Origin of the sequence: Chitinophaga horti (genome assembly GCF_022867795.2) — a bacterium.
GTDB lineage: Bacteria > Bacteroidota > Bacteroidia > Chitinophagales > Chitinophagaceae > Chitinophaga > Chitinophaga horti.
In genome coordinates this window covers 4,248,748-4,266,485 of sequence record NZ_CP107006.1, presented here as the reverse complement: position 1 = coordinate 4,266,485, position 17,738 = coordinate 4,248,748, and the positions used below count along the sequence as shown (strand labels likewise).

Genomic DNA, 17,738 nt, shown 5'->3' with positions numbered 1-17,738 from the left:
AATGAGCATAAAAAATCCCGGCCAAGGCCGGGATTTTTTATTTGTAGAATATCCTGTAGACAGGGTACCTGTTGAAGTCCGGCTCAAAGTAAGGTGAGTTTTTAAATACGAAGTTCAGCTGAGCGTCTGCACTTTTAGCGAACGTTGTATCCTGCGTGCGTTGCTGCGCCAGTTTTTCCTGTAGTTCCGGGTGTTGCTTCAGGTATTCGTAGCCCGTATCCTCAAACACGTAAGTAGAGTACCATTCTTTCTGTCCAAGTACCGCATCAAAGAAGTTCCAGGCGAGGAAAGAGTCGCCGCCGGTAGGTTCCAGCGTTTCGATGAGGTAGCGGTTCGCTTCCTGGTTCATGGGGATGAGGTAATCGCCTTTGCGGAAATGAAGTGTGTGCTTTTTAAGAGAAACCTTGATGCTGTTGTGAATGTAGTGTTGCTCGTAAGGACGGGCGGCCGTTTTATAATCTTCGATGTGATAAGCTTCTACCACCATGGTAGTGTCCCGTTTCAGGCGTTCCATCTTTACCTGGTTATTTTTTAGCAGATCCGTCACCTTCCACCAGCCTTGCGGAATGATGTAGGCGTCAGGTTTGGTAACGATGTTGCCGGCCTTAAAGTAGTTGTAAAACTTGATCTGCCGCTCGTAAGGCTTCGTTTTATCGTAATACAGGCGGGGCAAACCCGAGATGGCGCTCGGCTTGTAGCCTGGCGTGTAACCTTTGAACAGGCGGTTCGAGAATTTCGTCATATCGGCCGTCCATTCCAGCGGGAAAGTCTTTTGTGTTTTTACCGCAGCTTTCGACTGGGCGCGTAAGGCTTTGATCGTTTCGCCATGTTCGCTGGTGAAGGCGATGAAGCTTTCCATGAGTGCATAAGTTGCTTTTACCCGCTGATCGTACGGCTTAAGCATATGCGTTTCCGGTACGAAGCCGAAAGTGTGGAAGAGCGTCGTATAACCGCTGGAGTAACGTGGGCCGTCATGAAACTCTACCCAGCCGCTGTCCGGCGTGTTGCCGAAGTGATTAACGTAGGGGATAAGGTCATAGCCCTTTTCTTTCATGAGCTGGTAAAGCCCGGGTTCAAAGGTTTTGCTCATGAACTCGCCCATCGGCCCGCCCAGTTTATCGTGTTGCGTGCAGAGCAGCGTCATAATATGCTGGTAGTCGGCCCCGTTGCTTACGTGGTTGTCGATGAACACATCCGGGTCGGTGAGGTGATAAATTTGCTGGAAAGTACGGGCGTTGCGGGAGTCGACCTTAATAAAATCACGGTTCAGGTCGAGGTTTTGGGCATTGCCACGTGACCCGAATTCGGCAGGACCGTCCTGGTCGACCCGGTAATACGGGCTACGGTTGAGTGCGCCGCCAATGTTGTACAGCGGGATAACGGCCAGCACGATGTTGGAGGGCAGTTTCTTCTTGCCGAGGGCCAGGTCGCGCAGTAACATCATCGTAGCGTCGATCCCATCCGGCTCTCCGGGGTGAATACCATTGTTTATCAGGATGATACGTTTATTTTTCTTCCGGAGGCTGGCGTAATTGAAGTCGCCATCGTCAGAGTAGGTGGCCAGGTGTAAGGGAAAGCCTGCGTCACTGGCGCCGATTTCCTGCAGTTTGATCTGCGTAAACCGTTTGTCGAGCAGTTTGTAGTAGTCGATACATTCTTCGTAAGTAACGGTCTCCCGGGCGTTCGTCCTTTCAAATTTGGTGGTGAGGTCTTGTGCGCTGGCTGCCAGGGTGGTCAGGCAGCACAAAAAGGCAGTTAATTGCTTCATGGGTGCCAAAATACGAAGGAGGGATTGATTTTTTGCTTTGATGCCACACTTTTCGACGTATTTCGCCCCTCGGAGACGCTTTGCGACGTGTGAATCATACTGGGTACCCGCATCCTCCCAGGATCTTCCGACCATCTTGCTGCCGGTTGTTGTCAGGTTGCCGCCAGGCTTGAGTTACCCACTGTTTGCGCCAAGGTGACAGCAAGGAGCCTCGAAGGATCCCTAATGGTTGGGTAGAAAACCGGCCGGTGCAGTGAGTGACACAACGGCGGCTGAGAAGGTGAGAGAAAGCCGGTCCAATAATATATAACCCATTGACCAGTACCGACCAGAAATGAAAAAAGCCCTTCCCTTGTGAGGAAGAGCTGTATATCTTCAGCCAACTGATTAGGCGAGCGCGTTAACTGACTTCTGCAGTTTGCTCTTCAGGTTAGCAGCTTTGTTCTTGTGAATAACGTTGCGTTTAGCCAGTTTGTCGATCATAGACAATACTTCGGGCAGCTCGTTACCGGCAGCAGCCTTATCGGTGATTGCTTTCAGATCCCGTATGGCATTACGGGTAGTTTTACCGTAGTAACGGTTACGCTCATTACGCTTTCTGCTCTGACGTACGTCTTTTTTCGTTGCTTTATGGTTTGCCATTGTATAATTTTCAAAAGTTTCGGACGGCAAAGGTAAAGATATTCCTGAAACAAACAAAATAAATCGGGAACCATTTTCGATTTGCCGGGAAAGGGCAAAAATACGCACATATTGGTTTTTTTTTGCTAAGGGATTAACAAAAAACAAGCGATATTTGCAGTCCCGTTCATATAACTTAGTATATACGAGATGCAAAAGAACCACGACAAAACATATCATATGCGTATCGGTACTGGGCCTGAATGGGCAGCAACAGAACGTTTATTGAATCAAGGACCAAGCTTAAATTCGTTGTAAATGAAGGACTTTTCATTTGTCACCAATTCACACCCGGCGTATATCGAATCGTTGTATCAGGATTTCAGAAAAGATCCTGCGAGTGTAGATCCTGAGTGGATCAAGTTTTTTGAGGGGTTTGACTTTGCGGTTACCAACACTAATGGTAAAGCCGCAACTGCCCCTGCCGCCGCAGGTACTGGATTACCGGTGACCAATGAGCAGCTGGTGAAAGAGCTGGGTGCTTATCGCCTGATACAGGCCTACCGCAAAAAAGGTCACCTGATCGCTAAAACCAATCCCATCCGGGAAAGGAAAGATCGTCAGGCTAACCTCGATCTCGCTCATTTCGGCCTCTCCGACGCCGATCTGAAAACTGAGTTCTTCGCCGGGCAGATTATCGGACTGGGTAAAGCCCCGCTCGAAAAGATCCTGGAGCATGTAAAACGCGTGTACGCCACTTCTGTAGGTATCGAATTTACCTACATCAACGATTTCCAGAAACTGGAATGGCTCCAGAAGGAAATGGAGACGACCATGAGCAAACCGCTGGGCGTTGAACAGAAAAAACGCATCCTCCTGAAATTGAACCAGGGGGTGATGTTCGAAAAATTCCTGCACACCAAATATATAGGACAAAAACGCTTCTCGCTCGAAGGTGGTGAAACCACCATCGCGGCGCTGGATGCCATCATCAACACGGCTGCCGATAACGCGGTGAACGAAGTGGTGATCGGTATGGCACACCGCGGCCGACTGAACGTGCTGGCCAACATTCTTGGCAAAACGTACGAGCAGATCTTCTCTGAGTTCGAAGGCAGCGCCATTCCCGATACGACCATGGGCAGCGGCGACGTGAAGTACCACCTGGGCTTCCGCGCGCAGATCCAAACGCCGGGCGGTAAAGACGTAAACCTGCAACTGACGCCTAACCCTTCCCACCTGGAAGTGGTAGACCCGGTGGTGGTGGGCTTCGCCCGCAGCAAGGCGGACGTGATCTACAACAGCGATTACGATAAGATCCTTCCCATCCTCATCCACGGCGACGCGGCCATTGCAGGCCAGGGCGTAGTGTACGAGGTGGCGCAAATGAGCAAACTGAAAGGTTATTATACAGGCGGTACCATCCACTATGTGATCAACAACCAGATCGGTTTTACCACCGATTTTGAAGACGCCCGCTCTTCCGACTACTGTACCAGCGTAGCCGCTATCGTACAGGCGCCGGTGTTTCACGTAAATGGCGACGACGCCGAAGCGGTTGTGAAAATAGCCGAAATCGCTACCCGTTATCGTCAGGAGTTTAATTCCGACATCTATATAGATATGGTGTGCTACCGCCGCCATGGACATAACGAAGGCGACGATCCGAAATTCACGCAGCCTAAACTGTACGAAGCGATCGACAAACACGCCAATCCGCGCGAAGTATACAGCAAACAACTGATCGCCAATGGCGATGTGGATGCTGCCCTCGCAACGGAAATGGAAAAAGTGTTCTGGTCAGAACTGCAGGAGCGCCTGGACGAAGTAAAACAGCACCCGCTGCCTTACAGCCGCCAGAAGCCAGAGCAGGCATGGCTGGAACTGCGTAAGTCAACCCCGGAAGATTTCCATAAATCACCCGATACGGCTATTTCGCAGGAGCAGTTCGATAAGGTGTTTAAAGCCATCATGGCCATCCCCGAAGGATTTAAGCCACTGAAAAAGGTAGAAAAACTGCTGGCTGAAAAACAGAAACTTTTCCAGGAACAACAACTGCTCGACTGGGCGTCAGGTGAACTGATGGCTTACGGCAGCCTGTTGAACGAAGGTCATGACGTTCGCCTCAGCGGCCAGGACGTTAAACGCGGTACTTTCTCGCACCGCCACGCCGTACTGCGCAGCGAAGAAAATGACCAGGAATACAGCCGTCTGAGTAAGATCGACGACAAACAAGGTCAGTTCAGAATTTACAACTCCCTGCTCAGCGAGTTCGCTGTAGTAGGTTTCGAATATGGTTACTCCATCGCCAATCCCGAAACGCTTACCATCTGGGAAGCGCAGTTCGGTGACTTCAGCAACGGTGCGCAAACCCTGATCGACCAGTTCATTTCCTCAGCGGAGACGAAGTGGGGTAAGATGAGCGGTTTAACGCTACTGCTGCCGCATGGTTACGAAGGTCAGGGTCCGGAGCACTCCAGCGCGCGCCTCGAACGTTTCCTACAGATGTGCGCGGAGTATAATATGATCATCACCAACTGTACCACTGCATCCAGCTTCTTCCATGCGTTACGCCGCCAGCTGGCGTTCCCGTTCCGCAAGCCTATGATCAACTTTGCACCGAAAGCCAACCTGCGCCATGTTCGCAGCTACAGCCCGGCCAGCGAGTTTACCAGCGGTGGATTTAAAGAAGTACTGGACGATCCGTATATCGACGATGCATCCAAAGTGAAGAAAGTGTTGCTCTGCTCCGGTAAAATGTATTTCGACCTGAGCGAGAAGCAAATGAAAGAAAACCGTAAAGACGTTGCCGTAGTGCGTATGGAGCAATTGTACCCACTGCCGGTTGTGCAGCTGGAAGCGATCGCGCAGAAGTACAAAGGCGCTACCTGGTTCTGGGTACAGGAAGAGCCGCTCAATATGGGCGCTGCCAGCTACCTGCAAATGAACCTGAAGCAACTGAACTACGGTGTGATCAGCCGTAACCCAAGCGCCGCCACTGCTACCGGTTACGCTAAAGTACACGCACAGGAGCAGGCAGAGATCATCGAAACGGCTTTTAGCATTTAATCAGGAAAAGTTACATTTGAACATATTAATAGCAGGCAAGCACCGGCTATGAACCATCAAAACTGAAATATGGTTATCGAAATTAAAGTTCCTACGGTAGGAGAATCTATTAGCGAGGTAACAATAGCAAAATGGCTGAAAAAGGATGGCGATTATGTACAACAGGACGAAGTGTTGTGCGAAATGGAATCTGAGAAGGCAACGTTTGAACTGAATGCCGAAAAGCCCGGTATATTGAAGATAAAGGCTAACGAAGGCGACACCCTTAACATCGGTGACGTGGCCTGTACCATAGACACTGCCGCTGCCGCCCCGGCCGGCGCTGCTTCAGCCCCTGATGCCGCTCCCGCGAAGGAAGCTGCTCCCGCTCCGGCTGCTGCCGCTGCCCCAGCCCCTGCAGGCAAAGGTGTGATCGAGATCAAAGTGCCTACTGTCGGCGAATCTATCAGCGAGGTAACCCTCGTAAAATGGACGAAAAAGACGGGCGATTATGTAGAGCGCGACGACGTGCTTTGCGAACTCGAATCAGAAAAAGCAACCTTTGAGCTGAACGCGGAAGAAGCGGGCGTGCTCACTACTATAGCAAAAGAAGGCGATACGCTGAACATCGGCGACATCGCCTGTAAAATCGATACCGATGCGGCAAGACCAGCGGGTCAGGCTGCACCTGCTACTGCTCCGGCTGCACCTAAACAGGATGCAAAACCGGCTGCACAGCAAACCCCGGCTACGGCTATCCCGAACGATATTAAAGCGACGCCGCTGGCTGCTGCCGTTATCGCGGACAAACACGTAGATCCAACCTCAATCAAAGGTTCCGGCCAGGGTGGTAAAATCCTGCGCGACGACGTTTGGGCTGCTTTGCAGAACCCGGGCGTAGCGATCGGGCACGAACTGAATACCCGCAAAGAGCGCCGCGAAAAAATGAGCAACCTGCGTAAAACCGTTTCCCGCCGCCTGGTAGAAGCGAAAAATACAACGGCGATGCTCACCACTTTCAACGAGGTGGACATGACCGAGATCATGGCGATCCGCGCGAAATACAAAGAGACTTTTAAAACCGCACATGGTGTAAACCTCGGTTTCATGAGCTTCTTTACTAAGGCGGTTTGCTTTGCCCTGGCGGAGTTCCCGGCGGTAAACGCTTACATCGACGGCGAAGAGCTGGTGTACCACGATTACGCCGACGTATCCATCGCGGTATCTGCGCCAAAAGGCCTGGTAGTGCCGGTGATCCGCAACGCGGAAAGCCTGAGCATGGCCGAGATCGAGAAGAAAGTGGTAGAATTGGCAACCAAAGCCCGTGACAATAAGTTAACGATGGACGAAATGACCGGCGGTACCTTCACGATCACCAATGGTGGCGTGTTTGGCTCACTCATGAGCACCCCGATCATCAACATCCCTCAATCCGCGATCCTCGGTATGCACAAAATCCAGGACCGCCCAATGGCCATCAACGGCCAGGTGGTGATCCGCCCGATGATGTACATCGCCCTCAGCTACGACCACCGCATCATCGATGGTCGCGAGTCTGTAAGCTTCCTGGTACGCGTAAAAGAAATGTTGGAAAACCCCGAGCAGCTGCTGTTCGGCCGCGATCCGGTAAAAACTTTACTGAACGTAAAATAATAAAAGGGGGAGCCCGGCATCAGCTTTCCAATAAAGCTGCCGTTGCGTCGCACTCTTGTACGGCAACAAACCGCTCCACTTTTTGAACATGATATTCGTCCCCCGGCTGCAAAATCCGGGGGACGTTTCTTTTACGCAAATCCCCCGGAAACGCGTTAATTTTGCGGGCATGACAAGATGGGAAAATTATCTCCTAACTACCAAAAAAATACTGGACCAGTATAACGGCAGCCTGCCCCTGCATCACTTCCTGAAAACGTTTTTCAAAGCCAACCCGCAAATGGGTAGTCGTGACCGTAAGCAGATCAGCCAGCTGGTGTATAATTATTTCCGTCTCGGTCACTGGAACAACGCCACCATGCAGCGCGACGATCGTATCCTGATCGCGCTTTTTCTTTGCGAAATAGCTCCTAATCCGTTGCTGGAGTTCTTTCGCCCCGCCTGGAACGCGCAAACCGCGTTATCGCTTAAGGACAAGCTGCAGTTCCTGGAATTACCTGCCGTTGACGACGTTTTTCCTTTTGCGAAGGAACTGTCCGATGGCATAGATGCTGCAGCTTATTCCGCTTCTTTTTTACAGCAACCGCACCTGTACATCCGCGCCCGTTACAACAAGCAGCAGGACATCATCCAGCTGCTGGAGAAAGCCGGTATTAGTTACGCTTTGCCTGGGGGTACTGCCATCGCGCTTCCTAACGGAACGAAAGTAGATGCCATTATCACCGACAAAAGCTGGTACGAGATCCAGGATTTGTCGAGCCAGGAAACCGGTCAGCTGTTGCAGCCGGCCGCGAAAAGTTACTGGTGGGACTGTTGCGCTGCCAGCGGCGGTAAATCCATCTTACTAAAAGATATCCAACCTAATATAGAACTGCTCGTCAGCGATGTACGCACGTCCATCCTCGAAAACCTTCAACGGCGCTTCAAGGAAGCCGGCATCAAAAACTACCACGCTAAAGTACTCGACCTCACCGACGAGCAGGTAGACGCGATCCTGCCGCGCAACCAGTTCGACAACATCCTACTCGATGCACCCTGCAGTGGCTCGGGCACCTGGGGCCGTACACCGGAAAACTTATACTATTTCGAAACCACGAAAATCGAACACTATCAATCCCTGCAGAAACGAATTGCCTCCAACGTGGTGAAATGCCTGAAACCCGGTGGGGCGTTGGTGTACATCACCTGTTCTGTGTTCAGGAAAGAGAATGAAGAGGTGGTAGCTTACATAGAGAAAGAGTTAGGCCTGCAATTGCAGCAGGGCGGCGTGATTAAGGGGTATGACCGGTCGGCGGATACGATGTTTGCAGCGAGGTTTGTGAAGGTGTAAACTACAATTTTAACACCCTCGCCGTCCGCTTTTTTCTCCCTTGTATAAACTGCAGATAATAAATGCCCGCCGGTAAACCGCTGAACGTCGCTTCCTGCCAGGAATAATACCCGTATGCTGCTTCGGTACCAAACACCTTCCGCTGCGCCAATGTTTTGCCGTTATTGTCTACCAATCGCAGATGTACATCTTCGTTTGATGCAGATTGATAATAGATGTAAAGCTGACTGTAAAACGGGTTCGGCGTTACTTTCAGCGTTTCCTCTTTTAACAGCCCGCGAATGAAGGCCGTGTCCTGCTGCGAGCGGCGGTACAAACTATCGTAAGCCATACGGAAGTTGGGAATGCCATAACCGATCTGGTCTTCCGGTGTTTGAAAGTGGCTGCTGCTGGCTTTTACGACGTTGATGATTTCCATATTCGTGCGTTGCGGGAATGCCTGCCAGAGGCAGGTCACCAGTCCGGCTACGATCGGCGTGGCGTATGAGGTGCCGTTGCCGGCAGTCAGTTGTCCGCCCGGTGCAATTAATTGCGTGCCTGCGCCCACGCCTACAACGTCCGGTTTTATTACACCATCTGCGGTGGGGCCGTAGCCGCTGAAACTCACCGCTTGTCCCGCTGCATTAACTGCACCTACTGCCAGTACACTGTCTCCATCGGCGGGTGGTGTGATGTATATCCAGCTGCTGTTTCCTTCGTTACCAGCTGAGTTTACCACGATCATACCTTTGGCGGCGGCCATATCCGCTGCCTGTGTGATTTGCGTGGCATCGCCGGTGAGGTCGAAGTAAGTATGGTTGAACGAGGGATTGTCGAAAGTGGTGTAGCCCAGCGAGGAGGAGATCACATCCGCCCCGATGCTGTCTGCATATTCCGCGCCGGCGATCCAGTTGTTTTCTTCGATCGGCTGTTCTTTGCCGTCTTCCTCCGTGCGTAGCAAAACGTACGAAGCGTTGGGCGCGGTGCCCGTCATCTGTGCGGAACGGGCGGCCATGGTGGACAGGCACAGCGTACCGTGCGTGCTGGAAGTGTACACGTTATTGCCACCGCTTACAAAATCGCGGGTGCCTTTGATGCGGCCCCGTTCTGAAAGATGTTTAAACGGTGCTGCCGTGTTCACGCCCGGGAAACCGGCGTCCAGTACGGCGATGAGCATCCCATCTCCCGTAAAACCTTTGTCGTGCAGGTAAGCACCTTCATGTATGCTGATTTGCCCCGTGGCAGAACCGTAATCATAGGAAGCGGTGCGGGCATTGAACTTCACCGCGGCCTCACCATTAGGCGCTGCCACTCTGCCTGCAATAGCCGAAGTAGCACTCACAAATGAAAACGTCTGTACCTTTTGCAGCGCGGCCGGATTTGCCACCTGTATCACCGCCTGGTTGAACCAGCGCGACGTGTACAAGATATCTACGCCGGGCACGGCTTTCAGGCTATCGACATAACGCGGCGAAACGGGCAGGTCGCTGGTTTGGATGGCAATGCCCTGCCGGCGCCGGCGCTGAATGGCTTTAGGGGATAAGTACGCATGCGGATTGCCGATCGTGTACGGGCTCCCGTTTTTATCGTTGAACGTGATCACATGTTTGGTAAACGTCTGGGCTTGTATGCGGGGGGCGGTACCTGCGAGCAGCAGGAGGGTAAAAATAGCCGTTAGCAGGTGGTTTCGTTTCATAGGATGGCTAAAAAGAAAAGGAGTTGTACAATGTTACTAAAATAACCGTACAACTCCTGTTATAATTTTCGCTGGTAAAGATTAACCAAAGATGCTGCCGCTGCGGATAATACCGCCGCCAACTACATCGTCGCCTTCGTAAAACACAGCCGACTGTCCCGGTGCAATCCCCTTCACCGGCTCGTAAAACCGGATGCGGGCGTTGCCGCCTTCGTCGTATACGTTACTCAGCGCGCCTTTATCCTTATAACGGATCTTGGTCACTACTTCCATTCCATCCGGAATCGTTTCGTATTTCATCATGTTGATGCCGTTAACCAGCATATCATTCTTGTTCAGGTCTTCCTCATCACCTAATACCACGGTATTGGTTTCGGGAATGATCTCAGTTACGTACACCGGCTTGCCAAGGGCAATATCCAGCCCTTTACGCTGACCGATGGTGTAGAAGGGGTAACCCTTGTGTTTACCCACGATAGAGCCGTCACGCAGCACGAAATTGCCGCCGTCGACCTGTTCTTCCAGCCCTTCGATACGGCGCTTCAGGAAACCACGGTAGTCGTTATCCGGCACAAAGCATATTTCATAGCTTTCCGCCTTCTTCGCCAGTTCCGGGTAACCAAAGTCGAACGCCATCTGGCGGATTTCTGTTTTACGGTATTTACCCAGGGGCAGGAGCGTACGTTTTACCACGTCCTGCTTCAGGCCCCAAAGCACGTAACTCTGGTCCTTCAGCTCGTCGATGCCCTTGCTGATAACGCCGCGGTCGTTTTCGATACGTACCTGGCCGTAGTGGCCGGTGGCTATAAATTCGCAATCCATCGCATCGGCACGTTTCATCAGCGCGCGCCACTTGATATGGGTGTTGCAAAGCACGCACGGGTTGGGGGTACGGCCAGCCATATATTCGTCCACGAAATTGTCAATTACAAAGTTGCCGAACTCCTCACGAATGTCCAGCACGAAATGCGGAAACCCGTGATGCACGGCAGCTGCGCGGGCGTCGTTGAAGCTGTCCAGGTTACAGCAGCCGGTCTCCTTCTTGGAAGCGCCGGCGGATGCGTAATCCCAGGTCTTCATGGTGATGCCCACCACTTCATATCCCTGCTCATGCAGCATGAGGGCGGTAACGGTACTGTCAATCCCACCGCTCATGGCTACCAGCACTTTTCCATGTCTGCTCATCTTATAGTCATAATTAGGGTGCAAAGGTAATCATTTATTGCCTATGGGCTTGTCACCCGACCGTCAAGCCACCTATGTACCTGAATTACAATTCTTATATGCATCGTCGCCCCTGTTTCCGCTTAAAATATATTTCCCCGCACCGGCAAATTATTAGCCGCAGGATGTTATATTTATCGGCGAATCGTTTAGTTATTAAGTAAATTTAGAATACATGCTGCCTAAACTTAGCAAGCACCACGTTATTGCCGATAAGGCATCAGGCATTCCCCCTGCCTGTTTCGATTATCCTGAGAAGATACTGCAATTCGGTACCGGAGTGCTGCTGCGCGGACTCGTAGATTATCTCGTTGACAAGGCCAACAAGCAGGGTATTTTCCAGGGACGTGTAGTAGTGGTGAAATCTACCGACGGCAGTACCGCCGATTTCGATAGCCAGGACTGCCTGTACACCACGAACATCAAAGGCCAGGAGAAAGGCCAGCTGGTAAATCGCCGCCTTATCAACGCTTCTATTGCCCGTGTTCTGCAATCGAATGCAGATTGGAGCAAAGTGTTGGAAGCGGTAAGGCAGGAACAGTTGAATATCATCATCTCTAATACCACGGAAGTGGGCATTCAATATGTGGAAGAGAAGGTAGATGGGGTAGTACCCGCCTCTTACCCGGGCAAACTGCTGGCCGTGTTGCTGGAGCGCTATCGTCACTTTAACGGCGCGGCCGATAAAGGCTTTGTGATCGTGCCTACCGAACTGGTAGTGGATAACGGGCGTTTGCTGAAGGACATCGTGCTGAAACTGGCGCTGTTCAACGAAATGGAACATGCGTTCGTGCAGTGGATCAATACGGCGAACACGTTTTGCAGCTCGCTGGTGGACAGGATCGTGCCGGGTAAACCGAAGGACCTGGCGGCACAAAACGAGGCGGCAGGTTACGAAGATGGGCTTTGGATAGATGCGGAACCTTTCCTGCTGTGGGCGATTGAAGGCAATGCAGCCGTGGCAGAGCGGTTAAGCTTTAAACAGGCCGACGAGCGTATGCTCGTGGCGGAGGACATTACACCCTACCGCGAGCAAAAACTTCGTATCCTCAATGGCAGTCATACCGCAGCGGTAACGGTAGGTTATCTTTCAGGATTGAATACGGTGTACGAGTGTATGCAAAACCCGGTGATGAAGCGCTTCTTCGACACCGTCGTGCTGGAGGAAATTCTGCCCACGCTCAAAGACCTGGGCCCGCAAACGGAAGTTTTCGCAAAGGATGTACTGGACAGGTTTGCCAACCCGTTCATAGAGCATAAACTGATCAGCATTACGTTCCAGCAAAGTTCTAAAACTAACGCCCGTAACGTACGTACCATTATGCGGTATTACGATCAGTATAAAATGCTGCCGCCGATGATCACCATCGGTTTTGCGGCGAGCCTGCTGTTCCTGAAACCTGCAAGGCAGGAGGGAGGCAAGTTCCAGGGTAAACGTGGCGATACTTTTTATGATTACAATGATGATAATATTGCCATCTTTGCCGCTTACTGGCATGGCGTAAATATAGTCGATAAGGCTGCCGTAGCCGCAATGGTACAGCAGGTGCTGGGCGACAGCCGCCTGTGGGAAACCGGTTTGCATGAAGTGCCGGGCTTCGCCGATGCGATTGCTGAACACCTGTTTGGTATGTTGCAGCAGGGCGTGAGTGTGTATGTTTCTAATTATTCAAAGGTCCATTAGTATGAAGCAATTCCTGTCAGAAGATTTTTTATTACAAACCGAAACGGCTAAACGATTATACTTTGAGTATGCGAAAGATATGCCGGTAATTGATTACCACAACCACCTGCCTCCGGATGAGATCGCGGCGGACAGGCAGTTCGAAAACCTCACGGCCGCCTGGCTGCGTGGAGATCACTATAAATGGAGGGCGTTACGTGCCAATGGTGTTTCAGAAAACCTGATCACCGGCGATGCCAGTGACCTGGAGAAGTTTAAGGCCTGGGCAGCTACCGTGCCTTACACCATGCGCAACCCGCTCTATCACTGGACGCACATGGAACTTAAAAATCCATTTGGCATCACGGAGCAACTTAACGATAGTAACGCAGAAAGTGTGTACAACGCCTGTAACGCACAGCTCCCGAAGTGGACCACGAAGGCGCTGCTCAAACATTTTAAAGTAGAATCGCTTTGCACCACAGACGATCCGACCGATTCGCTGGAACATCATATTGCCATCCGCGAACAAGGCTTCAGCACGAAAGTGTTGCCTACTTTTCGTCCGGACAAAGCGCTGGCGATCGACGATCCGACCGGTTTTAAGGCGTATATGGAAAAGCTGGGCGCCGCTGCCGGTTTAACGATTAATACTTTCGACGATATGCTGGCTGCTTTGAAGAAGCGCCACGATTATTTCCATGAGCAGGGCGGCCGCCTGTCCGACCATGGCATCAGTTTCTTCTACGCCAAGCCGTTCACTTCGGCAGAACTGGAAGCGAACTTTAAAAAAGTAATGGCGGGCGAAAAGATCAGCACCGAGGCGGCAGATATGCACCGCTCGGCCACGCTGCATTTCGTTTGTACCTGGAACCATGAAAGAGGCTGGGTGCAACAGTTTCACGTAGGGGCGCTGCGTAACAACAACAGCCGCCTGTTATCAAAGATCGGTGCCGATGCGGGCGTTGACTCCATCGGGGATTGGAACACCGCGCAATCTATGTCGGCCTTTTTCGATCGGCTGGACAAAGAAGAGAAGCTGGCGAAAACGATCGTCTACAACCTGAACCCGTCTCATAACGAGATGTTCGCCACTATGGTAGGCAACTTCCAGGACGGCAGCGTAGCCGGTAAAATGCAGTTTGGCAGCGGCTGGTGGTTCCTCGACCAGAAAGATGGGATGGAAAAACAAATGAATGCCCTCAGTAATATGGGCCTGATCAGCCGCTTCGTGGGCATGCTCACCGACAGCCGCAGTTTCCTTTCCTACAGCCGTCATGAGTACTTCCGTCGCATCCTCTGTAACCTCATCGGCAACGACGTGGAAAATGGCGAATTACCGGGCGATGTTAAGTGGTTGGGTAAAATGGTGCAGGATATTTCTTATTTTAACGCCAAAGCCTACTTTAACTGCTGATGCAAAAGATGAAAGTTATCACGTTTGGAGAAATATTGCTGCGCTTGTCGCCCGACTGGGCCTCGAACAAGGCCGCTATTTTTGTGGGTGGCGCCGAAGCCAATGTAGCCGCTTCCCTGGCCACCTGGGGCACGCCCGTCACCTATATCAGTAAAGTGCCGGACAATGGCCTTTCGCGACAGGTGCTGCAACAATTGGAAAATGTGGGGGTTGATACCAGCCGCATGTTACTCGGCGGCGACCGTATCGGCGCTTATTACCTGGCACAGGGCAGCGACCTGAAACATGCAGAAGTGGTGTACGACCGCAAATATTCTTCCTTTGCAGATATTAAACCCGGCACCGTAAACTGGGACGAAGCCCTCGGCGATGCCGAATGGTTCCACTGGAGCGCGATCAGTCCCGCCCTGAACCCGGACGCGGCCATCATTTGTAAAGAAGTGCTGGAAGCCGCTACCCGTAAAGGCATGACCATTTCCGTCGACCTCAATTACCGCAGTAAATTGTGGAAATATGGTAAAGATCCGGTGGAAGTAATGCCTGAACTTGCACACTATTGTCACCTGATCATGGGTAACATATGGGCAGCGAAAATGATGCTTGGTACGCAGCTGGACGAGCAGGCGATGGAAGTGGACGAGAAAGATATTTACCTGGGTGCGGCACAGAAAGTAGCGCAGGAAATCGTAGAGCATTACCGCCAGTGTAATCGTGTGGCCTTCACCTTCCGCTTCAGCAAAGGCGACACGCACAATTTGTACTACGCGACTTATTACGAAAACGATCAATTATATGTAAGCCGCCAGCGCGAAACCAACGACGTGGTAGATCGCGTGGGCAGTGGTGATAGCTTTATGGGCGGATTAATTCACGCGCAATTGAACGGCTTCGATCCGCAGCAGACCATCGACTTTGCAGCAGCGGCAGCGTATAGTAAATTGTTCCGCCAGGGCGATTTTAATCTCACTCCGAAAGAATCGATTCTTCAACTTATTCAATAAAAAAAGATGGCAGTAGCAAGTGAAACCATATTGGCCGCGTTTGAGCGCAGTAAAGTGATACCGGTGTTTTACCACGACGATGCGGAAGTATGTTGTGCAGTTATGCAGGCCTGTTACGACGGCGGCATCAGGGTATTTGAGTTTACCAACCGCGGCGAACATGCGCGCAGGAATTTTTCGATCATGCGCGATAAAAAGCTGCAAAGCATGCCAGATATGTACCTCGGCATCGGCACGATCAAAAATGCAGCAGACGCGAAAACGTTTACGGAGATGGGCGCCGATTTTATCGTGAGCCCGATCATTAAACCGGAGATAGCAGACTATTGCAACGGAGCCGGTATTTTCTGGGTACCCGGCTGTATGACGCCTACAGAAATCGCAGTGGCGGAAGAGCATAAAGCGCAGTTGGTAAAATTGTTCCCGGGCAGCTCGCTCGGACCTGGTTTCGTGAAGGCCATTAAGCCTTTGTTCCCGAACATGAAATTTATGCCTACAGGCGGCGTAGAGCCCGAGGAGAAAAATTTGAAAAGCTGGTTCGATGCAGGTGTTGTTTGTGTGGGTATGGGCTCCAACCTGATTCCTAAAAAAGCGGTGGATACGAAAGACTGGACCTCGATAAAGGATAATATTGTGCAAACGTTTGCATATATCAAAGCATTAGCGTAAATTGATCGAATAACTTTTTCCACAAAATTGATATCATGAATTCCACCGTAATGAGTAGGTACCGCTGGAACGTTGTAACCTTACTATTCTTTGCCACGACCATTAACTACATAGACCGCCAGGTGATGGGTTTGCTGAAGGATGACCTTGCCAAGGCTTTCAACTGGACAGAAACGGACTATGGCAACCTTGTAACTGCTTTTTCCGCCGCTTATGCGATCGGCCTGCTGGCTTTTGGTCGCATCGTAGATAAATTAGGCTCTAAAATGGGCTACACTATTTCTATCACCTTATGGAGTATTGCTGCTATGGCGAATGCCGCAGCGAAAAGTACTTTCGGCTTTGGCGCCGCCCGTGTGGCCCTTGGCTTCGGTGAAGGTGGTAACTTTCCTTCGGCGATCAAAGCGACCGCTGAATGGTTTCCAAAAAAAGAACGTGCATTTGCTACGGGTATCTTTAACGCAGGTGCAAACATCGGCGCTGTGGTTGGTCCCGCAATCGTATACGGTATAGCACGTCAGCAGGGCTGGGAGAGTGCTTTCCTCTGGACAGGTGCTATCGGTTTTGTATGGCTGGTATTGTGGTGGGTGTTTTATGAAGTACCTGCAAGGCACAAGAAAATCAACAAAGCTGAATTTGATTATATCCACAGCGATGAAATAACTCCAGCAGATCCGGTGGCTACAGAAGCTGCTATCCAGGAACCTCAGAAAAAAATTCCATGGGTAAAATTGTTCGGTATCCGTCAAACCTGGGCCTTCCTGTTCGGTAAACTGCTTACCGATCCTGTTTGGTGGTTCTTCCTCTTCTGGATGCCTTCTTACCTTTCCAATACGTACAACGTAAACATGAAAGACTCCCTAGGTTTGCCGATCATCGTTATTTATACGATTACGAGCGTAGGTAGCATCGGTGGCGGCTGGTTGTCTTCTTACCTGATCAAGCGTGGCTGGCCGATCTTCAAAGCGAGGAAAACATCCATGCTCATTTTCGCAGTATGTGTATTGCCGGTAATGCTCATTCAATACGTAGATAACCTGTGGACAGCCGTATTGCTGCTGAGCCTTGCCACTGCGGCGCACCAGGCGTGGTCTGCCAATATCTTTACCACTGCTTCCGACATGTTCCCGAAAAGCGCGTTGAGCTCTGTAGTAGGTATTGGCGGTATGGCGGGTTCTGTTGGTGGTATGTTGTTCCCGCTCGTCGTGGGTGCCATGCTCGATCACTATAAAGTATTGGGCAATATCAACACCGGCTATAACCTGCTGTTCACCATTTGTGCTTTCGCATATTTGCTGGCCTGGCTGCTGATGCACCTGTTCGCACCGAAGATGGAAATGGTTGAAGTCAAGTAATTTTTTCTTTAGATGGATAGATGAAACGCAGTGCCGATGGGCGCTGCGTTTTTGTTTTGTATTACGTTTCAGGATGAATAGCATCCACGAAATGGCCGGGCATTCCAGTCTCCGTCATCGCGACTGAAAGGAAGCGAACATCCGCTCCAGTCTTCGCGGCAGTAACGACCGGTAGCCATTATTTGCTGAAGCGGATGTTCACTTCGCTGCGCTCGTGATGAAGGGTAAAGAAACTGCCGTTGAAGGGAGTGACACAACGGCGGCTGATGGAAGATTTAAAGCTGGTACCAAAAGAAAAACGCAGCATGCCTGGG

13 protein-coding genes are annotated in these 17,738 nt (G+C 51.2%); 8 read left to right on the top strand and 5 right to left on the bottom strand.

What is annotated here, in order from left to right:
- Window positions 1-37: 37 nt before the first annotated feature.
- The gene (locus MKQ68_RS17185; protein WP_264280190.1) at window positions 38-1,768 is read right to left on the bottom strand and encodes a M14 family metallopeptidase; all 1,731 of its coding nucleotides are present in this window, start codon (window positions 1,766-1,768) and stop codon (window positions 38-40) included.
- A 387-nt stretch (window positions 1,769-2,155) separates the two neighbouring features.
- Entirely contained in the window at window positions 2,156-2,410 is a 255-nt protein-coding gene (gene rpsT / locus MKQ68_RS17180; RefSeq protein ID WP_264280189.1) for a 30S ribosomal protein S20, read from the bottom strand.
- A 297-nt stretch (window positions 2,411-2,707) separates the two neighbouring features.
- Between rpsT and MKQ68_RS17175 the strand changes: the two genes are divergently transcribed.
- The 3 genes from MKQ68_RS17175 (at window position 2,708) to MKQ68_RS17165 (ending at window position 8,420) form a co-directional block, all read left to right on the top strand.
- Window positions 2,708-5,458 (top strand): 2-oxoglutarate dehydrogenase E1 component, encoded by a 2,751-nt coding sequence (locus MKQ68_RS17175; protein WP_264280188.1) that lies wholly within the window; start codon window positions 2,708-2,710, stop codon window positions 5,456-5,458.
- A gap of 69 nt (window positions 5,459-5,527) precedes the next feature.
- The gene (gene odhB, locus MKQ68_RS17170) at window positions 5,528-7,090 is read left to right on the top strand and encodes a 2-oxoglutarate dehydrogenase complex dihydrolipoyllysine-residue succinyltransferase (RefSeq protein ID WP_264280187.1); all 1,563 of its coding nucleotides are present in this window, start codon (window positions 5,528-5,530) and stop codon (window positions 7,088-7,090) included.
- A 169-nt stretch (window positions 7,091-7,259) separates the two neighbouring features.
- Entirely contained in the window at window positions 7,260-8,420 is a 1,161-nt protein-coding gene (locus tag MKQ68_RS17165) for an RsmB/NOP family class I SAM-dependent RNA methyltransferase (protein WP_264280186.1), read from the top strand.
- A gap of 1 nt (window position 8,421) precedes the next feature.
- Here the strand turns inward: MKQ68_RS17165 and MKQ68_RS17160 are convergent, their stop codons facing one another.
- On the bottom strand, window positions 8,422-10,095 hold the full coding sequence (locus tag MKQ68_RS17160) for a S8 family serine peptidase (RefSeq protein ID WP_264280185.1): 1,674 nt from the start codon (window positions 10,093-10,095) through the stop codon (window positions 8,422-8,424).
- A gap of 81 nt (window positions 10,096-10,176) precedes the next feature.
- Window positions 10,177-11,280, bottom strand: a complete 1,104-nt coding sequence (gene mnmA, locus MKQ68_RS17155; RefSeq protein WP_264280184.1) for a tRNA 2-thiouridine(34) synthase MnmA — start codon at window positions 11,278-11,280, stop codon at window positions 10,177-10,179.
- Window positions 11,281-11,494: 214 nt separating this feature from the next.
- On the opposite strand from mnmA, the gene MKQ68_RS17150 reads away from it, so the two are divergent.
- From MKQ68_RS17150 to MKQ68_RS17130, 5 genes are read left to right on the top strand one after another with little or no spacing between them, the layout of a single operon-like run.
- Window positions 11,495-13,003, top strand: coding sequence for a tagaturonate reductase (locus MKQ68_RS17150; RefSeq protein ID WP_264280183.1), 1,509 nt, complete (start codon window positions 11,495-11,497; stop codon window positions 13,001-13,003).
- 1 nt (window position 13,004) lies between these two features.
- Window positions 13,005-14,399: a glucuronate isomerase gene (gene uxaC, locus MKQ68_RS17145; RefSeq protein WP_264280182.1), complete on the top strand. Its 1,395-nt coding sequence runs from the start codon at window positions 13,005-13,007 to the stop codon at window positions 14,397-14,399.
- 8 nt (window positions 14,400-14,407) lie between these two features.
- Entirely contained in the window at window positions 14,408-15,400 is a 993-nt protein-coding gene (locus MKQ68_RS17140; RefSeq protein ID WP_264280181.1) for a sugar kinase, read from the top strand.
- Window positions 15,401-15,406: 6 nt separating this feature from the next.
- On the top strand, window positions 15,407-16,069 hold the full coding sequence (gene eda / locus MKQ68_RS17135; protein ID WP_264280180.1) for a bifunctional 4-hydroxy-2-oxoglutarate aldolase/2-dehydro-3-deoxy-phosphogluconate aldolase: 663 nt from the start codon (window positions 15,407-15,409) through the stop codon (window positions 16,067-16,069).
- 35 nt (window positions 16,070-16,104) lie between these two features.
- Entirely contained in the window at window positions 16,105-17,424 is a 1,320-nt protein-coding gene (locus MKQ68_RS17130; protein WP_264280179.1) for an MFS transporter, read from the top strand.
- A 178-nt stretch (window positions 17,425-17,602) separates the two neighbouring features.
- Here the strand turns inward: MKQ68_RS17130 and MKQ68_RS17125 are convergent, their stop codons facing one another.
- Entirely contained in the window at window positions 17,603-17,731 is a 129-nt protein-coding gene (locus MKQ68_RS17125) for a hypothetical protein (protein ID WP_264280178.1), read from the bottom strand.
- Window positions 17,732-17,738: the final 7 nt, after the last annotated feature.

Bases quoted from the DNA above. Each gene is read 5' to 3' on its own strand.
- MKQ68_RS17140 (WP_264280181.1), top strand. From the start codon at position 14,408: ATGAAAGTTATCACGTTTGGAGAAATATTGCTGCGCTTGTCGCCCGAC.
- MKQ68_RS17175 (WP_264280188.1), top strand. From the start codon at position 2,708: ATGAAGGACTTTTCATTTGTCACCAATTCACACCCGGCGTATATCGAA.
- eda (WP_264280180.1), top strand. From the start codon at position 15,407: ATGGCAGTAGCAAGTGAAACCATATTGGCCGCGTTTGAGCGCAGTAAA.
- MKQ68_RS17125 (WP_264280178.1), bottom strand. From the start codon at position 17,731: ATGCTGCGTTTTTCTTTTGGTACCAGCTTTAAATCTTCCATCAGCCGC.
- rpsT (WP_264280189.1), bottom strand. From the start codon at position 2,410: ATGGCAAACCATAAAGCAACGAAAAAAGACGTACGTCAGAGCAGAAAG.
- MKQ68_RS17130 (WP_264280179.1), top strand. From the start codon at position 16,105: ATGAATTCCACCGTAATGAGTAGGTACCGCTGGAACGTTGTAACCTTA.
- MKQ68_RS17150 (WP_264280183.1), top strand. From the start codon at position 11,495: ATGCTGCCTAAACTTAGCAAGCACCACGTTATTGCCGATAAGGCATCA.
- MKQ68_RS17165 (WP_264280186.1), top strand. From the start codon at position 7,260: ATGACAAGATGGGAAAATTATCTCCTAACTACCAAAAAAATACTGGAC.
- odhB (WP_264280187.1), top strand. From the start codon at position 5,528: ATGGTTATCGAAATTAAAGTTCCTACGGTAGGAGAATCTATTAGCGAG.
- uxaC (WP_264280182.1), top strand. From the start codon at position 13,005: ATGAAGCAATTCCTGTCAGAAGATTTTTTATTACAAACCGAAACGGCT.
- MKQ68_RS17160 (WP_264280185.1), bottom strand. From the start codon at position 10,095: ATGAAACGAAACCACCTGCTAACGGCTATTTTTACCCTCCTGCTGCTC.
- MKQ68_RS17185 (WP_264280190.1), bottom strand. From the start codon at position 1,768: ATGAAGCAATTAACTGCCTTTTTGTGCTGCCTGACCACCCTGGCAGCC.
- mnmA (WP_264280184.1), bottom strand. From the start codon at position 11,280: ATGAGCAGACATGGAAAAGTGCTGGTAGCCATGAGCGGTGGGATTGAC.